Annotated in this window: 27 protein-coding genes; 6 read left to right on the forward strand and 21 right to left on the reverse strand. The window is 66.3% G+C overall.

From position 1 onward, the window contains the following. Positions 1-153: 153 nt before the first annotated feature. The gene (locus ACYVN4_RS37655; protein WP_460727691.1) at positions 154-1,005 is read left to right on the forward strand and encodes a YdcF family protein; all 852 of its coding nucleotides are present in this window, start codon (positions 154-156) and stop codon (positions 1,003-1,005) included. A gap of 82 nt (positions 1,006-1,087) precedes the next feature. Here ACYVN4_RS37655 and ACYVN4_RS37660 read toward each other — a convergent pair whose 3' ends face one another. From ACYVN4_RS37660 to ACYVN4_RS37680, 5 genes are read right to left on the reverse strand one after another with little or no spacing between them, the layout of a single operon-like run. Further along, a complete protein-coding gene (locus tag ACYVN4_RS37660; RefSeq protein ID WP_460727693.1) occupies positions 1,088-1,540 on the reverse strand; it encodes a MaoC family dehydratase in 453 nt (150 codons plus the stop codon). Between the two features lie 13 nt (positions 1,541-1,553). After that, on the reverse strand, positions 1,554-3,038 hold the full coding sequence (locus ACYVN4_RS37665) for a long-chain-fatty-acid--CoA ligase (RefSeq protein ID WP_460727695.1): 1,485 nt from the start codon (positions 3,036-3,038) through the stop codon (positions 1,554-1,556). Positions 3,039-3,072: 34 nt separating this feature from the next. Next, positions 3,073-4,230, reverse strand: coding sequence for an acyl-CoA dehydrogenase family protein (locus ACYVN4_RS37670; RefSeq protein ID WP_460727697.1), 1,158 nt, complete (start codon positions 4,228-4,230; stop codon positions 3,073-3,075). A gap of 14 nt (positions 4,231-4,244) precedes the next feature. After that, entirely contained in the window at positions 4,245-4,994 is a 750-nt protein-coding gene (gene fabG / locus ACYVN4_RS37675) for a 3-oxoacyl-ACP reductase FabG (protein WP_460727699.1), read from the reverse strand. 28 nt (positions 4,995-5,022) lie between these two features. Then, positions 5,023-6,174 (reverse strand): acyl-CoA dehydrogenase family protein, encoded by a 1,152-nt coding sequence (locus ACYVN4_RS37680; protein WP_460727701.1) that lies wholly within the window; start codon positions 6,172-6,174, stop codon positions 5,023-5,025. A 141-nt stretch (positions 6,175-6,315) separates the two neighbouring features. Here ACYVN4_RS37680 and ACYVN4_RS37685 point away from each other — a divergent pair, with 141 nt between their 5' ends. Next, positions 6,316-7,008 (forward strand): TetR/AcrR family transcriptional regulator, encoded by a 693-nt coding sequence (locus tag ACYVN4_RS37685; RefSeq protein WP_460727703.1) that lies wholly within the window; start codon positions 6,316-6,318, stop codon positions 7,006-7,008. Positions 7,009-7,121: 113 nt separating this feature from the next. Next, the gene (locus ACYVN4_RS37690; protein WP_460727705.1) at positions 7,122-7,391 is read left to right on the forward strand and encodes a hypothetical protein; all 270 of its coding nucleotides are present in this window, start codon (positions 7,122-7,124) and stop codon (positions 7,389-7,391) included. Position 7,392: 1 nt separating this feature from the next. Here ACYVN4_RS37690 and ACYVN4_RS37695 read toward each other — a convergent pair whose 3' ends face one another. The 3 genes from ACYVN4_RS37695 to ACYVN4_RS37705 form a co-directional block, all read right to left on the reverse strand. Further along, positions 7,393-7,707, reverse strand: a complete 315-nt coding sequence (locus ACYVN4_RS37695; protein ID WP_460727707.1) for a winged helix-turn-helix transcriptional regulator — start codon at positions 7,705-7,707, stop codon at positions 7,393-7,395. Next, positions 7,673-8,817, reverse strand: a protein-coding gene (locus ACYVN4_RS37700; protein WP_460727709.1) for an IS3 family transposase whose coding sequence is annotated in 2 segments (ribosomal slippage) — positions 7,673-8,544 and positions 8,544-8,817 — 1,146 coding nt in all. Because the reading frame shifts where the segments join, the coding sequence is not laid out codon by codon here. Before ACYVN4_RS37700 ends, ACYVN4_RS37695 begins: the two co-directional genes overlap by 35 nt. Before the next feature lie 45 nt (positions 8,818-8,862). Continuing rightward, positions 8,863-9,021, reverse strand: a complete 159-nt coding sequence (locus ACYVN4_RS37705) for a winged helix-turn-helix transcriptional regulator (RefSeq protein ID WP_460727711.1) — start codon at positions 9,019-9,021, stop codon at positions 8,863-8,865. On the opposite strand from ACYVN4_RS37705, the gene ACYVN4_RS37710 reads away from it, so the two are divergent. Together ACYVN4_RS37710 and ACYVN4_RS37715 are read left to right on the forward strand one after the other, a co-directional pair. Next, positions 9,008-9,433: a DoxX family protein gene (locus ACYVN4_RS37710; RefSeq protein WP_460727713.1), complete on the forward strand. Its 426-nt coding sequence runs from the start codon at positions 9,008-9,010 to the stop codon at positions 9,431-9,433. The two genes, ACYVN4_RS37705 and ACYVN4_RS37710, sit on opposite strands and share 14 nt — an antisense overlap. A 37-nt stretch (positions 9,434-9,470) precedes the next feature. Further along, positions 9,471-10,376 (forward strand): SDR family NAD(P)-dependent oxidoreductase, encoded by a 906-nt coding sequence (locus ACYVN4_RS37715; protein ID WP_460727715.1) that lies wholly within the window; start codon positions 9,471-9,473, stop codon positions 10,374-10,376. On the opposite strand, the gene ACYVN4_RS37720 is transcribed toward ACYVN4_RS37715, so the two are convergent. The 3 genes from ACYVN4_RS37720 to ACYVN4_RS37730 all read right to left on the reverse strand — a co-directional run bounded on the left by ACYVN4_RS37720 (position 10,373) and on the right by ACYVN4_RS37730 (position 12,051). Further along, on the reverse strand, positions 10,373-10,975 hold the full coding sequence (locus ACYVN4_RS37720) for a dihydrofolate reductase family protein (protein WP_460727717.1): 603 nt from the start codon (positions 10,973-10,975) through the stop codon (positions 10,373-10,375). The genes ACYVN4_RS37715 and ACYVN4_RS37720 overlap by 4 nt on opposite strands. Positions 10,976-11,065: 90 nt before the next feature. After that, positions 11,066-11,437: a nuclear transport factor 2 family protein gene (locus ACYVN4_RS37725; RefSeq protein WP_460727719.1), complete on the reverse strand. Its 372-nt coding sequence runs from the start codon at positions 11,435-11,437 to the stop codon at positions 11,066-11,068. Positions 11,438-11,448: 11 nt separating this feature from the next. Then, entirely contained in the window at positions 11,449-12,051 is a 603-nt protein-coding gene (locus tag ACYVN4_RS37730) for a TetR/AcrR family transcriptional regulator (RefSeq protein WP_460727721.1), read from the reverse strand. Between the two features lie 70 nt (positions 12,052-12,121). On the opposite strand from ACYVN4_RS37730, the gene ACYVN4_RS37735 reads away from it, so the two are divergent. After that, positions 12,122-13,798: a CocE/NonD family hydrolase gene (locus tag ACYVN4_RS37735; RefSeq protein WP_460727723.1), complete on the forward strand. Its 1,677-nt coding sequence runs from the start codon at positions 12,122-12,124 to the stop codon at positions 13,796-13,798. 4 nt (positions 13,799-13,802) lie between these two features. Here the strand turns inward: ACYVN4_RS37735 and ACYVN4_RS37740 are convergent, their stop codons facing one another. The 10 genes from ACYVN4_RS37740 to cysD all read right to left on the reverse strand — a co-directional run bounded on the left by ACYVN4_RS37740 (position 13,803) and on the right by cysD (position 23,951). Next, entirely contained in the window at positions 13,803-14,285 is a 483-nt protein-coding gene (locus tag ACYVN4_RS37740; RefSeq protein ID WP_460727725.1) for an HAD family hydrolase, read from the reverse strand. A 142-nt stretch (positions 14,286-14,427) separates the two neighbouring features. Next, the gene (locus ACYVN4_RS37745) at positions 14,428-15,345 is read right to left on the reverse strand and encodes a magnesium and cobalt transport protein CorA (RefSeq protein ID WP_460727727.1); all 918 of its coding nucleotides are present in this window, start codon (positions 15,343-15,345) and stop codon (positions 14,428-14,430) included. 122 nt (positions 15,346-15,467) lie between these two features. Further along, the gene (locus ACYVN4_RS37750) at positions 15,468-16,823 is read right to left on the reverse strand and encodes a TIGR03118 family protein (protein ID WP_460727729.1); all 1,356 of its coding nucleotides are present in this window, start codon (positions 16,821-16,823) and stop codon (positions 15,468-15,470) included. Positions 16,824-16,956: 133 nt separating this feature from the next. Then, positions 16,957-17,289, reverse strand: coding sequence for a VOC family protein (locus tag ACYVN4_RS37755; protein ID WP_460727731.1), 333 nt, complete (start codon positions 17,287-17,289; stop codon positions 16,957-16,959). Positions 17,290-17,328: 39 nt separating this feature from the next. After that, the gene (locus ACYVN4_RS37760; RefSeq protein ID WP_460727733.1) at positions 17,329-17,964 is read right to left on the reverse strand and encodes an NUDIX hydrolase; all 636 of its coding nucleotides are present in this window, start codon (positions 17,962-17,964) and stop codon (positions 17,329-17,331) included. Between the two features lie 83 nt (positions 17,965-18,047). Continuing rightward, on the reverse strand, positions 18,048-19,181 hold the full coding sequence (locus tag ACYVN4_RS37765; protein ID WP_460727735.1) for a sulfotransferase family protein: 1,134 nt from the start codon (positions 19,179-19,181) through the stop codon (positions 18,048-18,050). Positions 19,182-19,199: 18 nt separating this feature from the next. Next, positions 19,200-19,997: an SDR family oxidoreductase gene (locus tag ACYVN4_RS37770; protein ID WP_460727737.1), complete on the reverse strand. Its 798-nt coding sequence runs from the start codon at positions 19,995-19,997 to the stop codon at positions 19,200-19,202. Then, the gene (locus ACYVN4_RS37775; protein ID WP_460727739.1) at positions 19,994-21,196 is read right to left on the reverse strand and encodes a hypothetical protein; all 1,203 of its coding nucleotides are present in this window, start codon (positions 21,194-21,196) and stop codon (positions 19,994-19,996) included. The genes ACYVN4_RS37770 and ACYVN4_RS37775 overlap by 4 nt, the downstream gene beginning before the upstream one ends. Continuing rightward, the gene (cysC, locus tag ACYVN4_RS37780) at positions 21,193-23,046 is read right to left on the reverse strand and encodes an adenylyl-sulfate kinase (RefSeq protein ID WP_460727741.1); all 1,854 of its coding nucleotides are present in this window, start codon (positions 23,044-23,046) and stop codon (positions 21,193-21,195) included. Before cysC ends, ACYVN4_RS37775 begins: the two co-directional genes overlap by 4 nt. Beyond that, positions 23,046-23,951 (reverse strand): sulfate adenylyltransferase subunit CysD, encoded by a 906-nt coding sequence (gene cysD, locus ACYVN4_RS37785; protein ID WP_460727743.1) that lies wholly within the window; start codon positions 23,949-23,951, stop codon positions 23,046-23,048. Before cysD ends, cysC begins: the two co-directional genes overlap by 1 nt. Positions 23,952-24,199 lie beyond the last annotated feature (248 nt).

The following is a 24,199-nucleotide window of genomic DNA, read 5'->3' on the forward strand; positions in this document are numbered from 1 at the left end:
CCGGTGTGATGCCGGTCACCGGAATCGGCTGCCCCTGGAATGGGAATCTTGATTTCCCGAAATCGCCTCCGAGCGAGTGAGTCCGGCGCGATCATGAATCAGAACGATTGTGAACCGACCGGTAGTCACTATCCGGCTACCTAGGGGGTTGCGATGCTCGACGCAGGCAGACATCGAAAGATCTCATCCAGCGGTCAATGGCAGGGGGTTCGTCCGGAGCTGCGGCGGCGCAGCACCGGCCGACATCATCGACCGATTACCAGCACCGTCCGTACCAGGACACTGCAGGCGCTGCTACCGGGAGCGACGATCATCGCCCTGGCCACCGGCGCCGCACCGGCCTGGGCCGACGCGGTCCCGGCCTTGACCGACGACGCCCCACCCACACCGGATGTCCTTCCGGCCGAGGCGGATTCGGCTCCGGTCGCGGATCCGATCGCGGGGCAATTGCCCACCCAGATCGACCCGCTCGCCGGATTGTCCAGTGATGTGCTGCAATCCGTCGCGGGCTTCTCGACGCTGAATTTCCCGGGCGTCGATCTGCCCGGCGTGAATCTGCCCGCGCTGTTCACCCCGGACACCGCGATCGTGGTGCTGGGTTACGGCCTCGAGCCGGACGGCCAGATGCGTCCGGAACTCATGGCCCGCCTGTATGCCGGGTACGTTTCGGCGCTGCTGTCGCCCGCAGCCCCGGTCATCGTGACCGGCGGCAATCCGCAGAACGGGGTGACCGAGGCGGATGCCATGGCGGACTGGCTGGTCGACCACGGCATCGATCGGGCGCGGATTCACACCGAGACCAAGGCGAATTCGACGGTCCAGAACGCGGCGTTCTCGGCGCAGCTGATGGACGCGATCGGCGCGCACGCGGCGATCCTGATCACCTCGGCCGATCACATCGCCCGGGCGCTGACCAACTTCCAGGCGGCCGGAATCTCGGTGGTGGCCACCATGACTCCGGATGCGGCACCGCTGGCGGCGGAGCCGTTCGGTCCGGGCAAGTAGCCGTCGTCATTCCGGCGTGTTCTTGGCCGGAATCCAACGCACGGGTGTGGATTCCGGCCAAACGCACGCCGGAATGACGGGGTCAGGCCAGGTAGCGGGCGATGCTCTCGGCGACGCAGGCGGGCTTGTCCACGCCCTCGATCTCGACGGTCACCGTCCGCACGGCCTGCACGCCGCCGGGGATGTCGGTGAGCGCGTCCAGGGTGAAGCGGCCTCGGATGCGGCTGTCCACCGGCACCGGGTTGATGAAGCGAACCTTGTTGAGCCCGTAGTTGATTGCCATGCTGGCGGCGCTGACGGTCATGACCTGCGCGGTCATCGGCACCGTCAGCGACAGGGTGAGGAAGCCGTGCGCGATGGTGCGCCCGTAGGGTCCGGTGGCGGCGCGTTCGGCGTCGACGTGGATCCACTGGTGGTCGTCGGTGGCGTCGGCGAACGTGTTGATGCGCTGCTGGTCGACGGTGATCCAGTCGCTGACACCGAGTTCGGTGCCGACGGCCTTGCGCAGTTGTTCGAAGTCGCTGAAGTCGATCATGATGTCCTCCGGCTCAGGCGTAGCGCTGCTTCAGTTCTCGCTTGAGGATCTTGTGGGTGGGCCCCATCGGCAGTTCGGTGACGAACTCGACGCGGCGCGGGTATTTGTACCGTGCCACATGCTCTTTCGCGTAGTCGACGACTTCCTCGGCGGTGAGTGGTCCGGACGGCACCACCACCGCGAGGATCTCCTCGCCGTAGTTGTCGTCGGGCACGCCGATGATCGCGACCTGCGCGATGTTCGGGTGTCGCAGCAGCGCGGCCTCGACCTCGGTCGGGTACACGTTGAAGCCGCCGCGGATGATCATTTCCTTGATGCGGTCGACAATGCGCAGGTAGCCCTGCTCGTCCTTGATGCCGAGGTCGCCGGTGCGGAACCAGCCGTCCACCATGACTTCCGCGGTGGCCTCGGGGTTACCGGTGTAGCCGCTGAACACATTGTGGCCGCGCACCACGACCTCGCCGATCGTGCCGGTCGGCAGCAGTTCGATGCGGTCACGCGCGTCGGGATCGGCGATCTCGACGTCGACACCCCACACCGGGTGCCCGACGGTACCAATCTTGGGTTCGAGCAGCGGCTGGTTCACCGTTGCGGTGGGCGAGGTTTCGGACAGGCCGTAGCCCTCGAGGATGTGGGAGCCGAAGACCTTCTCGAACTCTTCGATGATGACCGGCGGCATGGCCGCGCCGCCGCTGATGCACAGCCGCAGTTCCGGGAGTTGCTCCGCATCCTTGGCGGCTTCGAGCAGACCGTGATACATGGTCGGCACGCCGTGGAAGGTGTTGACGTTCTCGGCGACCATGAGCCGAAGTGCTTCCGCCGCATCGAATCTCGGCATCATGACGAGGGTTGCCCCGAGTCGCCAGTGCGAGTTCATCGAGACGGTCTGCCCGAACACGTGGAACAGCGGCAGCGCGCCCAGGGCGATATCCTCACGCTTGACCTCGTTGGCGTCGAAGGCGTTCACGGTGGCGCACATGACCATGTTGAGGTGGCTGAGCTCCGCGCCCTTGGGCCGACCGGTGGTGCCGCTGGTGTAGAACACGACAGCGGTGTCGAGCGGGCTGCGCGACACATATGCCGGAATCGCTTCTCCGGTCAGCTCTTTCGGGTTGACGCAGTCGATGCCGACCCGGCCTGCCGCTTCGTTGCCGACGGCCGCCACCATCGGATGGCAGATCATGAGCTTGGCACCGCTGTCGCGCAGCACGTACTCGGCCTCGTCGGCGGTGAGCAGCAGGTGCACCGGCACCACCGTCGCGCCCGCCGCGAGGATGGCGAAGTACGCGCGCGGGAAGTCGGCGGTATTGGGTCCCATGAGCGCGACCCGGTCCCCCGGCCGGACCCCGAGTTCGATGAGCGCACCGGCCTGTTCGCGGGCCTGCCGCCACAGGTCGCGGAAGGTGATGCGTTGCTCACCCTCGATGAGGGCGAGGTGGTCGGGTCGCCGCCACGCCGGTTCGGCGAGGATGCTGGCCAGGGAGAGAGTCGCGTTCATTGAGACCTCGGGTTGTTCGGGGGTGGGTGACGGCCTAGAGACCCATGTCCTTGGCGATGATCATCTTCATGACTTCGCTGGTGCCGCCGTAGATTCGGTTCACGCGGTTGTCGGCGTAGAGCCGGGCGATGGGGTACTCGTTGATGAAGCCGTACCCGCCGTGCAGCTGCAGACAGCGGTCGATGACGCGGTGGGCGACCTCGGTGCAGAACAGCTTGGCCGACGCGGCGTCGGCGGCGGTCAGGGTGCCCTGGTCGAGGGCTTCCAGGGCGCGGTCCACGACGGCCTCGGCGGCGTCCACCTCGGCCTGGCAGGCGGCGAGCTCGAACTTGGTGTTCTGGAAGCTGGCGACCGGCTGCCCGAAGACGTTGCGCTGCTTGGTGTATTCCTTGGCGAAGCGGATGGCGGCCTTGGCCTGTGCGTACGCGCCGACGGCAATGGAGGCGCGCTCCTGCGGCAGGTTCTGGCCCAGGTAGGAGAAGCCCTTGTGCTCCTCGCCCAGCAGATCCTCGACCGGCACCTTCACATCGGTGAAGTTGAGTTCGGCGGTGTCGGAGACCTTGAGGCCCAGCTTGTCGAGCTTGCGGCCGACGGTGTAGCCCGCCGACTTGGTGTCCACGGCGAACAGCGAGATGCCGTGGCGGCGATCGGATTCCGTCGGCGCGGCGGTGCGGGCGCAAACGATGACACGGTCGGCGAGCACGCCGCCGGTGATGAAGGTCTTGGAACCGTTCAGCACGTAATGCGTGCCATCCCCGGAAAGCTTTGCGGTGGTGCGCATTCCGGCCAGATCCGAGCCGGTGCCGGGCTCGGTCATGGCGATGGCGAACATGGTCTCACCGGCGACGAAGCCGGGTAGCCAGCGCTCCTTCTGCTCCTGGGTGGCCAGGTTCAAGATGTAGGGCAGGCACAGCCCGACGTGCACGCCCGAACCGCCCAGCGATACCGCGGCGCGGGCGCATTCTTCGATGAGAATGGCCTGGAACTTGAAGGATTCGATGCCCGCGCCACCGAACTCCTCGGGTACCTCGATGCCGAAGACGCCGAGTTCGCCCAGCTTGTAATAGAACTCGCGCGGCGCGATGCCGGCGGCGTACCACTCGTCGTACACCGGCACGACCTCGGCGTCGAGGAAGGCGCGCACGGTCTCGCGGAAGGCTTCGTGATCCTTGTCGAAAACTGTTCTCTGCATGGGGAATCTCCGGGTTAGAGGCGGCGTCCGCCGTCGACGTAAATGGTCTGGCCGGTCACGAACGAAGCGTTGTCCGAGACGAGGAACGACACCACGTTCGCGATATCGGCGGGCTCGCCGACACGGCGCAGCGGGGTGATCTTGGCGGCCTCGGCGCGGAACTCCTCCGGGGAGACACCGACGCGGGCGGCGGTGGCATCGGTCATCTCGGTGACGATGAAGCCGGGGGCGACGGCGTTCACATTGATGCCGAACGGACCCAATTCCATTGCGAGCGTGCGGGTCAGCCCCTGGATGCCCATCTTCGCGGCGCTGTAGTTGGCCTGGCCGCGACTACCGAGCGCAGACACGCTCGAGGTGTTCACGATCTTGCCCGACTTCTGCTTCACCATGTACTTCTGCGCCTCCCGCGAGCACAGGAACGTGCCCTTGAGATGCACCGACATGACCAGGTCCCAGTCGTCGACCGACATCTTGAACAGCAGGTTGTCGCGCAGCACGCCCGCATTGTTGACCAGCACGTCCACCGAACCCAGTTCCGCGGCAATGCGTTCGAACGCGGCCTGCACCTGCGCTTCGTCGGTGACGTTGCAGCCCACCGCGATCGCCGTGCCGCCCGCGGCGACGATGGCGTCCACGGCGTCCTTGCAGGCGGCCTCGTCGAGATCGACGATGGCCACCGCGAAGCCGTCGGCGGCCAGGCGAGCGGCGGTTCCCGCGCCGATTCCGCGCGCGGCACCCGTCACTACTGCGACTTTCGACATGAGTGAATCTCCCTGTCCGTGAGAAGGTTTAGTTGAAGGCGTTCACGCCGGTGAGGGCGCGGCCGATGAGCAGTTTCTGGATCTGACTGGTGCCCTCGTAGAGCGTGAGCACACGCGCGTCACGCAGGTACTTGGCGACCGGGAATTCGTCGATGTAGCCGTAGCCACCGAACACCTGGATGGCATTGTTGGCGGCCTTCACCGCGGCCTCGCTGGCGAAGAGCTTGGCCACCGACGCCTCGGTGCCGAACGGCTTGCCCTTGCCGATCAGGTCGGCGACCCGCCAGGTGAGCAGGCGCGCGGCCTCGACGTCCACCGCGATATCGGCGAGCAGTTCCTGTACCAGCTGATAGGAGGCGATCGGCTTGCCGAATTGCTCACGCTGCCCGGCGTATTCGACAGCCGCCTCGAGGCAGCCGCGCGCGACGCCGACGCATCCGGCGGCCACGCCCATGCGGCCCTTGTCGAGGGCGGCCATGGCGATCTTGAAGCCCTGGCCGAGCTCGCCGAGCCTGTTGGTGTCCGGGACGCGCACCTGATCGAGGACCAGTTCGGCGGTGGCCTGGCCGCGCAGGCCCAGCTTGCCCTTGATCTCGGTGCGAGTGAAGCCGGGCGCGTCGGTGGGGACCAGGAAGGCGGTCACGCCGCGCGGGCCGGGGCCGCCGGTGCGGGCGAAGATGATGGCGACGTCGGCCCAGGTGCCGTTGGTGATGAAGATCTTGGTGCCCGACAGCAGCCAATCCCCGCCGTCCGCAACGGCTTTGGTGGTGAGGTTGCCCGCATCCGAGCCGGTGCCGGGTTCGGTGAGCCCGAAGCAGCCCAGCGCCTGTCCCGCGCACAACCGCGGCAGCCACTCGCGCTTCTGCGCCTCGGTGCCGTAGGTCTTGATGGTCTTGCCGACCAGTCCGAGCGAGACCGAGACGATGCCACGCACCGAACTATCGCCGCGCCCGAGCTCCTCGAGCAGCACGCAGTAGTCGAGCGCCGTGCCGCCGGAGCCGCCGTACTCCTCCGGAATCTCGATGCCGAGAAAGCCCATGTCGCCGAGCTTTCCGACAATGGCGGTGTCGACCGCTTCGGCCCGATCCCAGGCGGCGGCGTACGGGACGACCTCTTTGTCCACCCAAGCCTTGGCCAGGTCCCGCAGTTCGCGCTGCGACTCACCGAGTTCGAAGTCCATGGTGCCGATAGCTCCTAACCGAACGTTGTTAGGTTTATTACTCGAAGCTATCCTAACAGTGTTCGGTTATCAAGAAAACGGTGATAGGTTCGACCCTCACCGGGGGATCACTGGGGTTCCGCCACAGCAGGAGGTGCGTCGATGGCCAGGCCGAAAGTGCCACTGCTGAGCCGCGAACGCATCCGCGAGGCCGCCCTCTCCCTGATCGACCGCGACGGCCTCGCCGAACTGTCGATGCGCAAACTGGCCGCCGAACTAGGCGTCCAAGCCGCCTCCCTCTACACCCACTACCCCACCAAGGACGCCGTCCTCGACGACATCGCCGGCGGCATCATGTCCCGAGTCGACACCTCGGCCTTCGAATCCGGCGACTGGCGCATCGGCCTCACCTCCTGGGCCCGCTCCTACCGCGACGCCCTGGTCCGCCACCCCAACTTCGTCACCTACCTAGCCGCAGGCCCCGGCACCCGCGAAGAAAACCTCCGCCACGCCGACGCCGTCCACGGCGGCCTAGTAGCCGCCGGCTGGCCCCCACGAGACGCCACCAAAATCGGCGCCGCCACCCGCTACCTGGTCATGGGCGCCACCATGGGCTCCTTCTCCCGAGGCTTCGTAGACGACATCCAGATCTACCAAAACCGCTACCCCCACCTAGAACAAGCCCACCTCCTCCGCTCCAAAGCAGACGAAATAGACGCCGAAGCCTTCGACCTAGCCCTAACCGCCTTCACCGACGGCCTCCAAATCCGCTACGCCGCCCTCACCCCCCACCACAAACCTCCAACCCCGTCACCCCTCACCAAGATTGATCTCGCGGCGGACCAGCTGCCGTAGCCACGAGATCAGGGAGTTGTCAGCGAGGGAAAGTGGACAAAATTCCGCAGTGAGTACTCCCTGATCTTGTCGCGCCCACCTCACAGGCGGTGATCGGAGGTGAGCCGTGCTCGATGAACGGGGATGACGAACGCGATGTCGGCGAGATCATCTCCGGTTCAGTGCAATTGGAGAAAGTGGAGTGGCGGATGTCGTTGCCAGGCTCAACCAACTCGGCCGGTGGTCTCATCGCCCCTGCGGCGCCGGGCCTTATCGGGGTTGATGTAGATCCGAACACCCTTGTACACCAAGGTATTCGGCATATCGTCGCCATCGTCAGGGTCCCCGGAGTCGGCGGGATCAGGCAGTTCCGCCCGCTCCTCGATGACGATCTGCGCGGGTGACCTACTGCGACAGATTCGCGGCTGTTGATTCTTGGAAGTCCATGAGGGCTTCGCCGTGGGTTTGGGCCCATTCCGTCAGCATCGCTATCGGTTCTTGGAGGGTGCGGCCGAGAGGGGTGAGGGTGTATTCGACTCTTGGGGGTGCTTCTGCGTAGCGGTGGCGGGTGATGAGGCCGTTGGATTGGAGGCGGCGGAGGGTTTGGGTTAGGACTTTGCGGGAGATGCCGCCGGAGAGGGCTAGGGACTGCCCCGAGTTCGGTTGACTCGCGGGGTGTGGTGTTTCAGGCCGCGAGTGCGGGCTGATTGATTGTCTCAAATTCGATCGGGGTCAGGCGGCCGAGTCGGCGTTGCCGTCGACGGCGGTGGTAGGTCCGTTCGATCCAGATGACGATGGCCAAGCGCAGCTCCTCTCGGGTTGCCCAGTGCCGGCGGTCGAGGACGTTGCGTTGTAGCAGCGCGAAGAACGACTCCATCGCGGCGTTGTCACCACATGCCCCGACTCGTCCCATCGAGCCCCGTAATCCGTTGGCAGACAACGCATGCACGAATCGTCGGGAACGAAATTGGCTGCCCCTGTCCGAGTGGACCACGGTGCCGGCCGGTGAGCGGATCGCGACCGCGTTGCGCAGAGCCGCGACCGCTAGAGCGGCGGTCATGCGCTCGTCGATCGAGTAGCCGACGATCCGGTTGGAAAAGCAATCCTTGATCGCACAAAGATAGAGCTTCCCTTCACCGGTTCGATGTTCGGTGATATCGGTGAGCCACAACCGATTTGGGACTGCCGTGGTGAACTCGCGAGCGACGAGGTCGTCATGGACGGGTGGGCCCGCACGTCTGCTGAGCCCGCGTTTGCGGGCGAATATCGACCAGATCCGCTGCTGCGAGCACAATCGCTGCACCCGATTCTCACCTGCACGGATCCCACGATCACCGAGCTCGTCGGCAATGAAGCGGTAGCCGAACGCGGGGTCGGCGGCGTGTATGTCACGAGCCGCGTCGATCAGATGTGCATCGTCCCAATCACGCTGCGAGACAGGCATTTTCTTCCACTTGTAGAACGCCTGTGGAGTGAATCCGAGCACCCGGCAGATCACCGCGACAGGGAACCCGTCGGCGGCCAGTTCGAGGACCAGCGGGAACCTCATTTTGGGGGCAACTCGCGGGCGAAGAACGCCGCGGCCCGGCGCAGGATCTCGTTCTCCTGTTCCAGCTGTTTGGTGCGTTTGCGCAGCTCGCGCAGCTCCGCGGACTCTTCGCGGGTCAGGCCGGGCTTGTTCCCGTCCTCGATGTCGGCTTGTTTGAGCCAGTTGTGCAGGCACGCTTCGGAGATCCCGAAATCCTTGGCGACCTGCTTGATCGGCGCGTTGCCCTTGCGGGCGACCGCGACGACATCGCGGCGGAACTCCTCCGGATACGGCTTCGGCATGGTGGACATCCTTCCAGCGAGGACGAAGTCCTCACAGATCAGGAATCAACCAAACCGGGGGCAGTCCCCTACGAGTTCGGTGTGGCGTTTGGGGCCGTCTTGGAGGGCGTAGAGGGTTACTACCGACCACTTGTTGGCGATTACTTCAAGGGCGGTGCGGGCGGGGCAGTCGGACATGAACATGGTTCCGGTGGGGGTGCTCACGGGGCGTAGGTTACCAAAAGGTACCTATCGGACTTTTAGCGTTGCCGGCATGCATATTTCAGCTTTGGTTCTGTCTGTTCTGCTCGGTGTGGCGATGCTTCAGTCCGGGGTGATGAAGTTCGTTCGGCCGGCTTGGATTCGTGAGTTCGCGGACGCGGTCCATCTCAGTACGTCGCAGCTCACCGGGCTCGGGAGTCTGCAGATTGCGGCTACGGTCGGGCTCATCGGGGGTATCTGGTTCCCGCCCTTCGCGATTGCCGCCGCGGTCGGGCTGGTGCTCTACTTCTGCGGCGCGATCGGCGCGCATATTCGCAGCGGGGATCGGAACATGTTGGGAGCTGTGGTTTTCCTCGCGCTCTCGATCGCGACGTTGGTCGTGCTCGTGTTCGATGGAGTCACGACAGTCGGGTGAGAGCGCGGTGCAAGAGGATGGGGACAGGCTCGGGGCTATGAGTTGGGAGAACGAGCTTCGGGCCGATGGGAAGACGGTTTTGGTGACGGGGGCCAATGCCGGGATCGGGTACTTCGCGGCGGAACAACTGGCCGCCAGGGGCGCGACCGTGGTGCTTGGGTGCCGTGACGGAGTCAAGGCGGAACGGGCCGCGCAAGTGATTCGGGCGCGGGTCGAGGGGGCGCAAGTGCGTCAGGTGCCATTGGATCTGGCGGATCTGCGTTCGCTGCCCGCGACGGTGGATGCCCTCGGGGTCGACCGGTTGGATGCGGTCGTGCTCAATGCGGGGATCCTGCTGTCGGAGCCGCAACGCCGGGTGAACGACCAAGGGCACGAAATGATGTTCGCGACAAACCATCTCGGGCATTTCGCATTGGTCGCTCACCTGGCGCCGGTGCTGGCTGCCGGGAGCCGGGTTGTCACGGTGGGCAGTTTCGCGGCGCGGTCGGAGCGGCTGGATCTGGATGATCTGCAGTCCGAGCGGGATTACCGGGCGAAGCGTAGTTATGGGCGGTCGAAGCTCGCGCAGATGATGTTCGGGTTCGAGTTGGATCGACGGCTGCGGGAGCGGGGTGCCGACATCGCCAGCGTCGTCGCGCACCCGGGTGGTGCGCTGGATGTACTGACTCCGGCGCGGCCACCACTGTTCTCACGCAGCCTCGCCCAACGGCTGTACAGCCTGCCCGCGCGGACGGTGCTGCACGGCAAGCATGCGGGTGCCCGCATCATCGTCCGCGCGGTGCTGGATCCCGAGGTCGTCGGTGGACAACTGTGGGGGCCGGAGGTTTTCGGTCTTCGCGGGCGGCCCTGCCAGGAGAACCCGATGCCTCACATGACCGATACTGAGACCGCCGCCAACCTGTGGACCGCGACTTCTGCCCTCACAGGTGTTGAATTCGATTAGGAGATATGGGTCTTCGCCTCGTCGTAGCCGACGGGTGCGGGAGCCTCGGCGGGGCCGTAGACCAGGTGCAGGACACCGGTCTTGAAGGTCGTGGCCGAAAGCAGTTGCAGGGGAATCGGAGTGCCTTCGTCGAAGAGTCGCATCGCACCGTTGCGGAGAACGACCGGGTGGACGAAGAGGTGTAGTTCGTCGATCAGGGCGGCGGCCAGCAGTTGCTGGACGATGGAGGTCGAGCCGCTCAGGGTGATGTCGCCGCCCGGCTCGGCCTTCAGCGCGGTGACAACCTCGACCAGATCCCCTTGGGGCTGTTCGGAATTGCGCCACGAGAGGTCGACCTGCCCGTGCGAGAACACGACCTTGCGCATGTCGCCCAGCGCCTTTGCAAACCCCGCATCCTCCCCGCCGGCGGCCTCCCGCTCGGGCCACGCCCCGGCGAACCCGTCGTAGGTCACCCGCCCGAACAGCATCGTGTCCGCACCGGCGGCCAGCACCGACACCCCCTCCCCCATCTCCTCGTTGAAGTACGGGAAGTGCCAGTCCTGCGGGTCGGCGATGACGCCATCGAGGGACATGAACATGCCTGCGGTGATCTTGCGCATCGTTGTGCTCCTTGCCAGTTCGTGTGTGAGGTCGGCCGCGCGGTTACCTCCTACGACGGGGCTCGCGCCGAGAACTAATCGGCCTGCCCGTCAGGACGGTTCGGGGGCCGAGGTGATGAGGGTGTAGAGCTCGGTGATGCGGCCGTCGCGGGTGCGGGCGATGTCCATGCCGGTGACCAAGGCGGGTTGGTCGGTGGGGCCGTATTCGAAGGCGAGGTGGCCGATGTCGTCGAGTTCGGAGGCCACGCCCGCGGGACGGAAGACCCAGCCGGGGGTTTCGGCGAGCATCTCTTCGGCTCGGCGCTCGAATTCCTTGCGGCCGTAGTTGATTCGGTCGGGTTCGTGCCAGATGACGTCTTCGGAATAGGTTTCGGCGATGACGGCGGCGCGGCGGGCGGGGTCGGGCTCGTTGAAGACGTCGAGGAGGTTGCGGCGCATGAGGTCGGCGGGGGTGGGGGTCACGGTGGGGCCTTTCATCGGCGGGGACGGGGTGCTGGGAACAGGGTGGCGGTCAAGGCGGGGGTGAGGGTGCGGATTAATTCATCGGTGGGCATGGAGGCGGTGGGTTCGAGGCGGAGGATGTAGCGGGCGTGGATCAGGCCGAGGGCCTGGGTGGCGAAGAGTCCGGCGCGGGCTCGCGCTCGAGTGCCGCCGAGATGGTCGGCGAGGACGGTGATCAATTCGCGGTCGATCATTTCGCGAATGCCGCGAGCCAGGTCCGGATCCTGGATGGACGCGGCGAGCACGGTTCGAATGGCCTGGCCGCGAATGGGGTCGTCCCAGGTGGCGAGGAGCGAGGTCAGGACGCGGCGGGCCAGCCCGGCGGGGTCGCCGGGCAGGGCGGCGGCCAGCAGGTCGGCGGGATTCTCCGGCAGCGTCATGACGGCGGCAAAGAGACCGCGCTTGGAGCCGAAGAAATAGCTGATCAGGGCCGCATCCACGCCCGCGTCCGCCGCGAGGGAACGCATGGTCACCTGCACGTAGCCCTCGGCCAGGAAGCGGCGGCGCGCGACCTCCAGGATGGCCTGCCGGGTGTCGGGTGCGCCGAACCGCCGACCCCGTGCCGGTTTATTCATCACCGTTGAACTTAGCCCTTGTCGTGCCGCACCGTGGGCTGAAATCACCGACGAGTGGAAGGCGGAACCGATGGGCAGCGCGCGAATTCGACGACCCGATGCGATGCGCCGGGCCGGTCGCCGCATCGCCAACCTGGTGCGGCCCGGGGTCGACATCGCCCCCGCGCCGGAGGTGCGGGCGGATTACGACGTAGCCGTGCCGGTCCGAGACGGAACGGTACTGCGCATCAACGTCTTTCACCCCGACACGACCGGCCCGCATCCGGTCATCATGTCGGCACATCCGTACGGCAAGGACCGAATGCCGTTGCGCGGCAGGCACGGTCGCGCCATCTCGGGCCAATACCGAATAATGCCGCAGCCCAGCCGGGTGCGCTTCAGCGACCTGACCAGCTGGGAAGCACCGGACCCGCAGGTGTGGACGCGACACGGCTACGTGGTGGTCAATGCGGACCTGCGCGGCGGCGGCACCAGCGAGGGCATCGGCTCCCTGTTCACCGAACAGGAAGCCCAGGACTACTACGACCTCATCGAATGGGTTGCGGCACAACCCTGGTCGACCGGCCGCGTCGGTCTGGATGGCGTGTCGTATCTGGCCTTGAGCCAGTACCGGGTGGCCGCACTGCGCCCGCCCCATCTGGCCGCACTCTGCGTGTGGGAAGGATTCAGCGACTTCTACCGCGATTTCGCCTACCCCGGCGGCGTGCGCGAGGACGGTTTCAGCATCTTCTGGAGCAAGGCGACAGCACGGACCACGAGAGTCTCCGACGACATTCGCGCCGAGATCCTGCAACGCCCCGACCGCGACGACTGGTACGCCGACCACACCCCCGCGGTCGAACGGATCACCGTCCCAATGCTGGTGTGCGCGTCTTTCTCCGACCACAGCCTGCACAGTCGCGGCAGTTTCGAAGCCTTCCGTCGCGCCGGTTCGCCCCACAAATGGCTCTACACCCACCGCGACGGGAAGTGGTCGCACTACTACGGCCCGGAAGCCACCGCGGAACGAATCCGCTTCTTCGACCACGTCTTACGGGATGCCGACAACGGCTGGGACGAGCGCCCCGCCGTCCGCATCGCGATCCACGAGGAGGGCCGCGAACCGGCACAGGTGTGCTACTCCGACCAATGGCCACCCACCGACACCGAGACCGCCACCCTGCACCTGCGCACCGAGGGACTGCTCGCCAGGACCCCGGATCCGACTGCCGCGCAACGTACTTTCCATACCCGCCGCGACCACCTGGCCTGGACCTGGACCGCGCCAACCGATCTCGACATCCTCGGCCCCGCCGCCCTGCGCCTACAGCTGGAACTGGCCGACGCCGAGGACCTGAATCTCTTTGCCGTACTGCGCAAGTTCCGCGACGGCAAGGAGATCTGCTTCGAAGGCTCCTACGGCTTCAACGCCGATGTGGTCACCAAGGGCTGGCAGCGCCTGGCCCACCGCACCCTCGATCCCGCACTCTCCACACCACTGCAACCCGTCCACACCCACCACAAGCCCGAGCCACTCACCCCCGGGGTACCGGTCCCGATCGACATCGCCCTGCTCCCCCACGCCACCCGCCTGCGCGCCGGAGAGCAACTGCGCCTGGAAATCAGTGGCCGCTGGCCGTTCTCCCGCGACCCACTGCGCGGCCAGTTCCCCGGCTGGTACCGGCAGTCTCGCGATACCCGCGCCACCGTCCACACCGGCCCAACCGCCCCGAGCACTCTCACCTTCGCCTGGCGACCGGTCCCCTGACGGCTCAGACCGGCAGCAGCTGCCGGATGAGCTTCCAGCGCAACGGAATCACGCCCTCCGTCCGAAAGGCCCGCAGCAGCGACACCGCCGCGTGGTGCGGGGCCGGACTGATCGGAATCCCCGCCGCGGCCACCTGCCACGGCAGCGGATGCCGCGGGTCGGGCAGCGCTATCGTCCGCATCCCGAGGGCGCGAGCGTCCATCAGGCCCGCGGTGGAACTCAGCAGCGCCACCACGTTTCCCGGTGCCATGCCCAGCGATTCGAGCGCGATTTCCAGCAGTTCGCCGGGCCCGTCCGCGGGATCGCCGACGACGATGCTGGACACCTGGTCGAACAGCTCGGGCCGCCGATCGGTGAGCTCCGCGACGTAGCCCGCGGGCTCGGTGGTGGCGACCACGACCGGAACATAACCGGCGAGGACGTGCACCAGCGCGTCCGCGCCTTCCATCAGGGCCCCGTCGAGATCCATGACGACCGCAGCGATCATGCCGAGCTCCTCACCTCAAAATCAGGACAAACCAGTCACCAGCCTAGGTGAGAAACGCACAGCGAGGGGTGCATCGGAGCGGCCGCGGACAGATATATCGTTCCACTCCGCCGAGATTCGCGCAGGTGGACCGCACGAAGTGCTACAGCCAGTCATTCTTGCGGAGCCGCCAGTACAGGACGCCGCACAGGGTGGCGATCAGAATCAGCGCGTACGGATAGCCGAAGGTCCACGACAGTTCCGGCATGTGCTCGAAGTTCATGCCGTAGATCCCCGCGATCATGGTCGGTATCGCCGCGATCGCCACCCAGGCCGAGATCTTCCGCATATCGATGTTCTGCTGCAGTCCGACCCGGGTAAGGTTCGCGCTGAGAATGCTGTCCAGCAGCGACCGCAGCCCGCGCACGCGCCCCGCCATGCCGCGTACCTGTCGATCCAGCTCCCCCAGGCCCGCCGCCGCCAGCCAAGCGCCGTAGGCGTCCTCCCCCATCCAGGCGGGAATCTTGCGGCGCACCAACCGTTCCAGCGGTTCGTCGCCGAGCGGGCTGATCACCTGCTCCAATTCCGCTACGGCACGGCGCAATTGATAGATCCGCTCGACCGGATTGCCGCGCTCGTCCGAGAACACTTCCCGCTCGACCTGCCGGATATCGCGGTCCAGACCCTCCAGCACCGCGAGGTAGCTGTCCACTACCGTGTCGGTGGCCGCGTGGAACGCCGCCAGCGGCCCGCCCCCGGCCTCGGTCACGCCGGCCGAAAGCTCCTGTGTGATCGGTGCGTTCGGCGCGGAGATCGTCACGAGGAATTTCGGCCCGACCGCCAGCACGACATCGGTCAGCTCCACGGTCTCGCCGCCCGGCGCATAACGGCCGGCGCGCAAGGCCAGGATCACCGCGTCGCCCGAAACCGTCAGAATCGGCCAGTACGGTTCGGCCAGCGCGGCTTCGAATGCGGTTGCCTCCAGCCCGATTTCCGCTTCGATGCGTGCCAATTCGCTCGCGCTCGGCTCACCCGCGGCAATCCAGGTGAACTCGTTTCCTGCCTGCTCTCCAATGCTCACAGCGGGCGAGGCTACCAACCGCAGGTGTACAGCGCCCCAACAGCAAACCCGGGAACGACTCGGGCCTCGAGCTGGAATCAGCTCGGGGCCCGAGGTTTTCGCGATCAGCCGGGATCGGCCGCTTACTTCAGACGAAGGCTGCCGAACAGCCCTTCCTTCTCATCGTTCGGACCGGCCGTGAAGTACAGCGCGTTGGCGTCGCCGAGGCTCTCGCCATTGCCGAACATCAGACCCCACAGGCCGTCGATCTCGGCGGGCTTGCCGTCGGCGTCACGCAGGTAGTCCACGAACTTGCCGGTCTGGTCGTCGAGGGCCAGGATGCGGCCCGTGCCACCGAAGTTGCCGATGAGCAGCTTGCCCGAGAGCGGGCCGAAGCCCTGCGGGGCGACGGTGACGGCCCAGGGGGCGTTCAGTCGACCGTCGGCGTCGAGGGTGCGAACCAGCTTGCCGTTCTTGTCGAACTCCGCGACCTGGCCCTTCTTGGCCTGGTAGCCCGCGTCCTTCTCCTGGTTCTTGTCGAGCTTGTCTTCCTCGCCGGCCTTGAGCTTGTTGGGGTCGCCGCCCTCGGACTGGGTGACGGCGTAGGTGACGAAGACGCGGTCGCCGATGGTGGCGACATTGAACGGCGCGGGATCGCCGACCTTGATCTTCTTGCCCTTCGAGGCGTCGGCCGGATCGACGGCGTCACCGGTGGCGAAGGGGTTGGCGAAACCGGTGGTGGGCACCAGCTTCCAGTCCTTGTCGAAGGTGCGAACCTGCGGGTCCTTGCCGAAGTCGGCGGCCAGCAGCTTGACGCCGGACGGGTCCAGGGCCAGGCCCTTGAACTTCATGCCCGCCGCGGTGCCGTCGTATTCGAGGACGGCCGGGCCGTCGTGGCGCACGATGGCACCGCCCGCGCCCTGCTCGGTCCAGCCGGAGATCTTGCCGGAGTCGGCGGCGAAGATGAATCGCGCCGAGCCGGTGAGCTTCTCGTCCTTGCCGTCGTAGCTGACCGGCTGATCCTTGACCGCGAAGATGTCGGAGGTGATCGGGGCCGGGTTGAAGATCACGCCGGTGACCTTGCCCTCGGAGTCGTCACCGTCGTCGTCGGCGATGGAGTCCGCGCCCGGGACGGTGACCAGCTTCAGCGGGTCCTGGAACATCTTCTGGTACTTGGCATCCGGCGACTGGGTGACGTCACCGACGAACTGGAACGAGTAGCCGCCCGCGCCGACCCAGAAGTGGCCGCCCGCGCCCTTGGGCCGGTCCGCGATGCCCCAGGCGTTGATGAAGTTCTTGTCGGTGAACTGCGCCTTGTCCGACTCCTTGTTGGAGGCGATATTGACCTGGGCGTAATGGTTCCCGTCGAGCGCCTTCACGTCGTCGTTGTTCGACTTCGTGCTGCTGCAGGCCGCCGCCATCACCAGTGCCGCGCCCACTGCCGAGGCGCGCAGCAGGGTCTTACGCACCGGCGACTTGCCGCTCGAGCGTCCGTTCATCTCAGGTCCTTCTTCCAACAAAACGCCCAGGTGCGGCGTTAGGTGATGCTAACCATAGCTGGAATGAAGACCGTGTCGTTAGGGGACCCTCATTTCCATTCGGAAATGACAGTTTTCGCTGGTAGGGAGGCAATCAGTAGTACTGAACGAGGCAGAACTCATGCCCTTCGGGATCGGCCATCACGACCACGACCCCCTCGGGATAGTCGTGGCGCTCCCCGGTGGACCGGCCCCCGAGCTCGACGACCTGAGCCATCCCCCGCTCGATATCGTCCACGGCCACATCCAGATGCAACCGCACCTTCCCGGCCTTCGGTTCGGGTACGGGTTGAAAGATCAGCCGAGGCTGCGCGTCACCGGGCTCCCCGAGATAGACCCACCCGGGCTCGGACGGCCCGCGCGGCCGATCCAGCAGCACACTCCAAAAGCCTGCCACCCGTTCGACATTCACGCAATCGATCGTCACGCCTACCCACCGATTCCCCATTGCCCCAGTCTCCCACCATTACTCCCAGGCGAACCGGGGCTGATCCAGGTGATCGACGCGGGTGGCGCGGCCGTGCAGGACCACTTCCCGGAACTGGTAGAGGATCGCGGCGGTAGGGGCATGCAGGTGGCCGCCGAGCATCGGGAGCTTGACCGCGGACCGATCCGAACCCGGGACCGGTATGAACAGCGGTTCCACATCGAGGGTGGTGAGCGGGATCCAGTGCACCACAGCCACTTCGGCGGGGTTGGGGGCCAGGGCCGGGGCCGGCCCGACCCAGGCCACCACCGGGGTCATCACATACCCGGAACGAGTCGGATAGTCGTCGAGCAGCCCGAGCACCGCCGATCGGGGCAGCGCGATCCCCAGTTCCTCGTGCAACTCCCGCAAGGCCGCCGTCTCCGCATCTTCACCCGGATCCAGCTTGCCGCCCGGCAACGCGAACTGCCCCGCATGCGCCCGCAGCCCCGCCGACCGCTCCGTCAGCCAAATCCCCAGTTCCCCCGCACGATCCGCGATCGCGATCAGGACCGCGGCCGCCTTGCGCCCGTCCAGGTCGACAGCACGCCGCTCGAAGGACTCCAATGTCTCCCGCAGCCGACCGGCAGGCCCACCACCGCGCTGGTCCCCGCCCGTGTCCGCATCGACCGTCATCCCTCGAACCTAGATCATGCCCCGCGGGTGCAGACGACAACGACCGGTCACGCCGAGGCGCAACCGGTCGTCCGAGAGTTCGGTCAGAGCTCGAATTCGGCTCGGACCTGGTCCTCGGTCAGGCCGTAGTCGGCGAGCGAGTAGCGGTGGGCCGGTTTGCGATCGCCGGACTTGCTCTCCTCGTCGAGGGTGGTCATGGCCGAGCGGGCGTCGCCGGTGTAGTCGAGACCGAAGGCGGAGTAGATCTTCTCGACGGTGGCGAACGGATCCGCGCGGAGTTCGTCGAACTCGATGTCCAGGAACTGATCCGGGTTGTATCGCGCCCGGGCCGTGTTGAACTCGCGCAGGCCGCGCGACCACAGCTCCAGCTGGGAGGAGCCGATCTTCTCGCCGACGAAGGTGGTGGACCAGCCCTGCGTGGTCGCCTCGGAGAGGCTGCACGAGGAACCGACGATGGTGACCGGATCGCGGTGGGTCTGGATGATCAGCGCGTCCGGGTACACCTTCATGAGCGAGTCGAGGGCGAAGAGGTGGCTGGGGTTCTTGAGGATCCAGCGCCGCTCGTCACCCAGACCGATCAGTTGCAGGTTCTTCTTGTGCCGCGCGTAGGCGTCGGTCCAGTCCTGCTTGCGCAGCCACTCCGAGTAGGTCGGCAGGTAGGCCAGCGACTCGTAGGAGATGGATTTCACCGTCTGCCGCAGCAACTGCCAGCATTCCTCGGGCTCGGCCGCGGTCATGTAGTGCAGGCCCATGTATTCCGGATTCTCGATCCGGTGCTGCGCGAAGCCCTTGTCCACGGCCTGGTAGACCGGGTTGTCGGCCCAGGTGTCGCGCGGCGGCCGCGGCTGCGGGAAGTCCGCGAGCCACATCTCCAGTGCCTGATGCTGCGGGTCGGCGGCGAGCAGCCGATGCAGGGCGGTGGTGCCGGTGCGGGGCAGGCCGGTCACGAAAATCGGCCTGGTGACGCGGGTTTCGGTGTGGGTCGGGTTGGCCGCCCAGGAGGCTTCGCTCAGCGCGCGGGCGACGAGCGCCCCGCGCAGGAAGTACCGGCTCATCTTGGAGCCGAGCTCGGTGAGCCCGGCATCGCGCTGGTAGGACTCCAGCAGGACGCCGAGCGCCTCCAGATAGTCGTCGGACCCGAAATCGGTGAGCCCGCAGACCTTCGACGCCGAGTGGTGCAGATCCTCGACGGTGCCGACGTTGGTACGTCCGGTCATGGTGGTGAAACTCCTAGCTCAGACGTGGTATTCGCCGCAGTTGACGTCGATGGTCTGCCCCGTGATGGCATTGGCGAACGGCGAGGTCAGGAACACGATGGTCTGCGCGATCTCGTCGGGCAGCGGCAGCCGCTTGAGATCGGACTTGGACGCGGTCTGCTGGTAGACCTGCTCCTCGGTGATGCCGTACTTCTTGGCGATCTCGCCGAAGTACCACTTGAGCTGATCGGTCCAGATGTAGCCGGGCAGCACGCTGTTGACGCGAATGCCCTTCTCCCCCAGCTCGGTGGCGAGGGTCTGCGACATGGCCAGCAGCGCCGACTTGGCGATCTTGTAGCTGCCGTAGCGAGGCTCGGAGTGCCGCAGCACCATGGAGTTCACCATGACGATCGAGCCCTTGGTCTCGGCCAGCGCGTCGGTGAATGCCTGTGTCATGCGCAGGTTTCCGAGCACGGTGAGGTCCACGCTCTCGCGGATCTGCTCGAAGTCGGTGCGCGCCAACGGCTTCATGGACGGCACCTTGAACGCGTTGTTGATCAGCGCGTCGACCCGGCCGAAGGTCTCGAGGGTCTGCTTGGCGAGGTTGGCAACGGTGGCCTCATCGGTGATATCGGTGGGCACACAGAGGGTTTCGGCCCCGCCCTCGGCCGCGATCTCCTCGGCGACCTCTTTCAGCTTGGATTCGGTGCGTGCCGCTAGCACGACCTTGGCTCCGGCGGCCGCGGCCTCCAAAGCGATGGAGCGTCCCAAACCGGGCCCGATACCGCTGACCACGACAACCTTGTCGGCCAGCAGCCCCGTCTTCAGACGGCTCATCCCAGCATCCTTTCCGCGAAGGCGCGCTGGCGAGCGGCGATCCGCTCGCGCCATCCGGCCTCGTCGATCCGATTGTGTTCGTAGTTGGGCAGTTGTTCAGCCACTTTGTCGAAAGGCACGAGCTCGATCGTCGGCCCGTCCTCCGGCGTCATCGGCCGGTCCACCCGCTGCCAGCGGAACTGGAGAATGCCGAGCTTGCGCCCGGTGGTCTCGATCCAGTTGGCGACGCCCGGATTCCGCGCCGAGACGACCATCCGGATCATGCCGTCCGGATCCACCTGCGCCTGCCGATGATTCAGCGAGGTCTGATGGTTGACGTAGTCCAGCGAGATGTACCAGCGGCTGCCGAGCTGGAAACCCTGATACGGCGCATCGGATTTCGGCACGGTGATGATCAGCGCCTGATCGTCGTCGAGTTCGAAGTGCCCCACCGAGGAGTACTGCGTGCTCAATCCGCCCGGCGTGAGCCGCGGTTCGGTCAAGGTGTTGACCGGCAGATTCAAGTAGAACCACTTCGGGAAGTTGAACCAGGTGTGCACCCGGGTCAGCAGCATCCGCCCGGCCGCCCGGTACCGCTTGCGCAGTACGTCCACGCCCGCCTCGACCGGCGCGGTGCCGATGGTGTCGACGCGCTCGATGCGAATGGTGCCCTTGCGCTCGGTATCCCAGTCGCTGTACACCTCGCGCACGGCCAGCATGGACGCACCCTCGGGGAGCACGAAGTAGTTCGGCCCTGGGTTCTCCTTGGGCGGCCCGAACCGCAACTGGAAGCTACCGTCCTCGTTGATCTGCAACCGCCGGTCGTCGAACGCGTCGTCACCGCCGGGCACCTCGGAGGCGGTGTAGTCGCCCTTGAGCACCTGGAAGCTCAGATCGACGGTGCTGCCGCGCACGCCGGTGAGCAGGTATTCCGCGGTCGGCTCGACATTGGCGCTGTAGTACAGCGTGTCCGGGTTGTCCAGGCCCATCTTGGTGTAGGGCCCGGTCGCGGTGACCAGGTACGGGTGCGAGGTCCCGTGCGCCCGCGACAGTTGCAGCACCGCGGCGATACCGGCCTGCAGGTAGTCGTACCCCTCCGCCAGGTCGTGCGGGTCGCGAATGAAATCCGCCGAGGCGATGAGCTTCTCGGCCTCGGCGACGGCCGCGAGGAACGGCTCGGTGAGCGGCAGCTCGGCGTTTTCGATATCGGGTTGTGTCATCGTCCTAGTTCTTCTCGAATTCGACGGGCGATCTCGGACGGCGTACCGTCCGAGGGGAGGATGGTCAGATCGGCGAACTCCGGCCGCTCGTAAGGCGAACTGACACCGGTGAATTCGGGCAACTCGCCGGAGCGAGCCTTCTTGTAGAGGCCCTTGGGGTCACGCAGTTCGCACTCCGCGAGGGGCGTATCGACGAACACCTCACGGAACGGCAGATGCCTGCCCTCGTGCAGTTTTCGCGCCTCCCGTCGCTCGGCGCGGAACGGGCTGATGAGCGAGACGATGGCGACCACGCCCGCGTCCGCGAACAGCGCCGCCACCTCGGCGACCCGGCGGATGTTCTCGCGCCGGTCCTCGTCGGTGAAGCCCAGGTTCTTGTTCAGGCCGTGCCGCAGATTGTCGCCGTCGAGCAAGTAGGCCGGCTGCCCTGACTCGATGAGCTGACGCTCCAATTCGACAGCGATGGTGGACTTTCCGGAGCCCGACAGCCCGGTAAGCCACACGGTCGCGCCGGTGCTGATCCGCTGCCCACGCTCCACGGCGCTGCTGTGCCACACCACATTCGACGCCTTGTGCTCGACACGCGGTGCGCCGGTGGAGCGTCCGGTGATCATGCCCGCGGCAACGGTCTGATTGCTGGATTCGTCGATGAGGATGAAGCTGCCGGTGGCGCGGTTCTCGCGGTACGGGTCGAACAGCAGCGGCTGACGGCTCTTCAAAGAGACGCGGCCGATGTCGTTGAGCCCCAAGGCTTCCGCGTCGCTCTGCCGGTGCAGGGTGTTGACGTCGAGCCGGTAGTCCAGCTCGGCCACCTCGATCTTCGAGGTCTGCGTGGCGGTGCGGATGGAGTACGAGTTCCCGGCGCGCAGCTGAACATCGTCGGAGAACCAGCACACCATGGCGTCGAGCTCGCGGTCGGCGTGCGGCTGGTTGCCGGGCCGGGCGAGCATATCCCCACGGCCGATATCGATTTCGTCGTCGAGGGTCAGCGACACCGCCATCCCGGAGAACGCCTCCTCGACCTTGCCGCCGCCCGGACCCCAGATCTGCGCGACGTGACTGGTGCGCCCCGAGGGCAGCACGACCACCTCGTCGCCCGGCTTGAAGATGCCGCCCGCCACGGTCCCCGCGTAGCTGCGCTGGTTCTCCCCGTGCGGCCGGATCACGTACTGCACCGGCAGCCGGTTGTCGATGAGGTTGCGGTCGGAGGCCACGTGCACCTCTTCGAGGTGCCGCAGCAGCGGCGGGCCCGGATACCAGTCGGCGGTGTGCGTGGACGGGTCCACCACATTGTCACCGTGCAGCGCCGAGACCGGGATGAAACTCAGGTCGCCGACATCCAGCTTGGTCGCGAAAGCCGCGAATTCCGAACGGATCTCCTCGAACCGCTGCTCGGACCAGTCGACCAGGTCCATCTTGTTCACGCACAGCACCAGGTGCCCGACACCCAGCAGCGAGGACAGGAAGGCGTGGCGTCGGGTCTGCTCGGAGACGCCCTTGCGCGCGTCGACCAGGATGAGCGCGAGATCCGCGGTAGATGCGCCGGTCACCATGTTCCGGGTGTACTGCACGTGCCCAGGGGTGTCGGCGATGATGAATTTCCGTCGCGGCGTGGCGAAGTAGCGGTAGGCGACATCGATGGTGATGCCCTGCTCGCGCTCGGCGCGCAGGCCGTCGGTCACCAGCGACAGGTCCGGGCCGTCATTGCCGCGCGAGAGGCTCGCGCGCTCGATGGCGTCCAGTTGATCGCTGAACAGGCTCTTGGAGTCGAACAGCAGTCGCCCGATGAGCGTCGACTTGCCGTCGTCGACGCTGCCGGCCGTGGCCAGGCGCAAAAGGTTGCGGCGCATCAGAAGTAACCCTCTCGCTTGCGATCTTCCATGCCGGACTCGGAGATGCGGTCGTCGGCGCGGGTGGCGCCGCGCTCGGTGAGGCGGGTGACCGCGGTCTCGGCGATCACCTCGGTCGGGGTGGCGGCGGTGGATTCCACGCAGCCGGTGCAGTCGGCGTCGCCGAGGGTGCGGAAGCGGACGCTGGCCTCGAAGCGCTGTTCCTCGGGGCCGAAGGTCAGGAATCGGTTGTCGGCCAGCAGCATTCCGTCGCGCTCGACCACGGTGCGGTTGTGCGCGTAGTACAGCGGCGGCAGTTCCACCTCGGCCTGGTCGATGTACTCCCAGATGTCGAGTTCGGTCCAGTTCGACAGCGGGAACACCCGGATGTGTTCACCCTTGGCGTGCCGCCCGTTGTAGAGGTTCCACACTTCCGGGCGCTGCGCCCGCGGATCCCAGGCCCCGTACTCGTCGCGGAAGCTGAACACCCGCTCCTTGGCGCGCGCCTTCTCCTCGTCGCGGCGCGCCCCGCCGAAGACGGCGTCGAAGCGGTGCTCGCGAATGGTCCGCAGCAGGGTGGTGGTCTGCAGCCGGTTGCGTGTCTCGCCGGGCTTCTCGGTGACCCGGCCCGCGTCGATATCGTCCTGCACACTGCCGACCAGCAACTGCGCGCCCAGCCGGGCCACGGTCCGGTCCCGGAAGTCGATGACCTCGTCGAAATTGCGCCCGGTGTCGATGTGCAGCAGCGGGAACGGCAGCGGCGCGGGCCAGAAGGCCCGCCGCGCCAGTTCCAGCATGACCGCGGAGTCCTTGCCGCCGGAGAACAGCAGCACCGGCCGTTCGAAGGTGGCCGCCACCTCCCGAATGATGTGCACCGATTTCGCCTCCAAGGCGTTCAGGTGCGACAGCTCATATCCCGCGCGCATCTCTTCTCAACCCACTCGTCGCGTCGTCGGCTCCGTGTCGGCCCGGTGTCACCCGGATCTTGCGGTGTCGAATATTCGACGCTATTGTTCGATTATGTGACACCGACGATAGGTCGGTACCTGGGCCGCGGTCAATACCCGCGCCCGAATTCCCGCACACCCGAACCACTCCGATGCGGTCGACGGATACACCGACCGATACGATTCCCCGGAGACCACCCGGGCCGCCGGGACCGACACCAGCAGGG

This window comes from Nocardia heshunensis (assembly GCF_054782115.1).

Excerpts from the sequence above, each read along its gene's own strand:
- ACYVN4_RS37660 (WP_460727693.1), bottom strand. The coding sequence starts at position 1,540 with ATGATCGACTTCAGCGACTTCGAACAACTGCGCAAGGCCGTCGGCACC.
- cysC (WP_460727741.1), bottom strand. The coding sequence starts at position 23,046 with ATGCGCCGCAACCTTTTGCGCCTGGCCACGGCCGGCAGCGTCGACGAC.
- ACYVN4_RS37740 (WP_460727725.1), bottom strand. The coding sequence starts at position 14,285 with ATGATCGCTGCGGTCGTCATGGATCTCGACGGGGCCCTGATGGAAGGC.
- fabG (WP_460727699.1), bottom strand. The coding sequence starts at position 4,994 with ATGTCGAAAGTCGCAGTAGTGACGGGTGCCGCGCGCGGAATCGGCGCG.
- ACYVN4_RS37775 (WP_460727739.1), bottom strand. The coding sequence starts at position 21,196 with ATGACACAACCCGATATCGAAAACGCCGAGCTGCCGCTCACCGAGCCG.
- ACYVN4_RS37720 (WP_460727717.1), bottom strand. The coding sequence starts at position 10,975 with ATGCGCAAGATCACCGCAGGCATGTTCATGTCCCTCGATGGCGTCATC.
- ACYVN4_RS37655 (WP_460727691.1), top strand. The coding sequence starts at position 154 with ATGCTCGACGCAGGCAGACATCGAAAGATCTCATCCAGCGGTCAATGG.
- ACYVN4_RS37730 (WP_460727721.1), bottom strand. The coding sequence starts at position 12,051 with ATGAATAAACCGGCACGGGGTCGGCGGTTCGGCGCACCCGACACCCGG.
- ACYVN4_RS37750 (WP_460727729.1), bottom strand. The coding sequence starts at position 16,823 with ATGAACGGACGCTCGAGCGGCAAGTCGCCGGTGCGTAAGACCCTGCTG.
- ACYVN4_RS37690 (WP_460727705.1), top strand. The coding sequence starts at position 7,122 with ATGAACGGGGATGACGAACGCGATGTCGGCGAGATCATCTCCGGTTCA.
- ACYVN4_RS37680 (WP_460727701.1), bottom strand. The coding sequence starts at position 6,174 with ATGGACTTCGAACTCGGTGAGTCGCAGCGCGAACTGCGGGACCTGGCC.
- ACYVN4_RS37665 (WP_460727695.1), bottom strand. The coding sequence starts at position 3,038 with ATGAACGCGACTCTCTCCCTGGCCAGCATCCTCGCCGAACCGGCGTGG.
- ACYVN4_RS37760 (WP_460727733.1), bottom strand. The coding sequence starts at position 17,964 with ATGACGGTCGATGCGGACACGGGCGGGGACCAGCGCGGTGGTGGGCCT.
- ACYVN4_RS37765 (WP_460727735.1), bottom strand. The coding sequence starts at position 19,181 with ATGACCGGACGTACCAACGTCGGCACCGTCGAGGATCTGCACCACTCG.
- ACYVN4_RS37670 (WP_460727697.1), bottom strand. The coding sequence starts at position 4,230 with ATGCAGAGAACAGTTTTCGACAAGGATCACGAAGCCTTCCGCGAGACC.
- ACYVN4_RS37715 (WP_460727715.1), top strand. The coding sequence starts at position 9,471 with ATGAGTTGGGAGAACGAGCTTCGGGCCGATGGGAAGACGGTTTTGGTG.
- ACYVN4_RS37735 (WP_460727723.1), top strand. The coding sequence starts at position 12,122 with ATGGGCAGCGCGCGAATTCGACGACCCGATGCGATGCGCCGGGCCGGT.
- ACYVN4_RS37770 (WP_460727737.1), bottom strand. The coding sequence starts at position 19,997 with ATGAGCCGTCTGAAGACGGGGCTGCTGGCCGACAAGGTTGTCGTGGTC.
- cysD (WP_460727743.1), bottom strand. The coding sequence starts at position 23,951 with ATGCGCGCGGGATATGAGCTGTCGCACCTGAACGCCTTGGAGGCGAAA.
- ACYVN4_RS37685 (WP_460727703.1), top strand. The coding sequence starts at position 6,316 with ATGGCCAGGCCGAAAGTGCCACTGCTGAGCCGCGAACGCATCCGCGAG.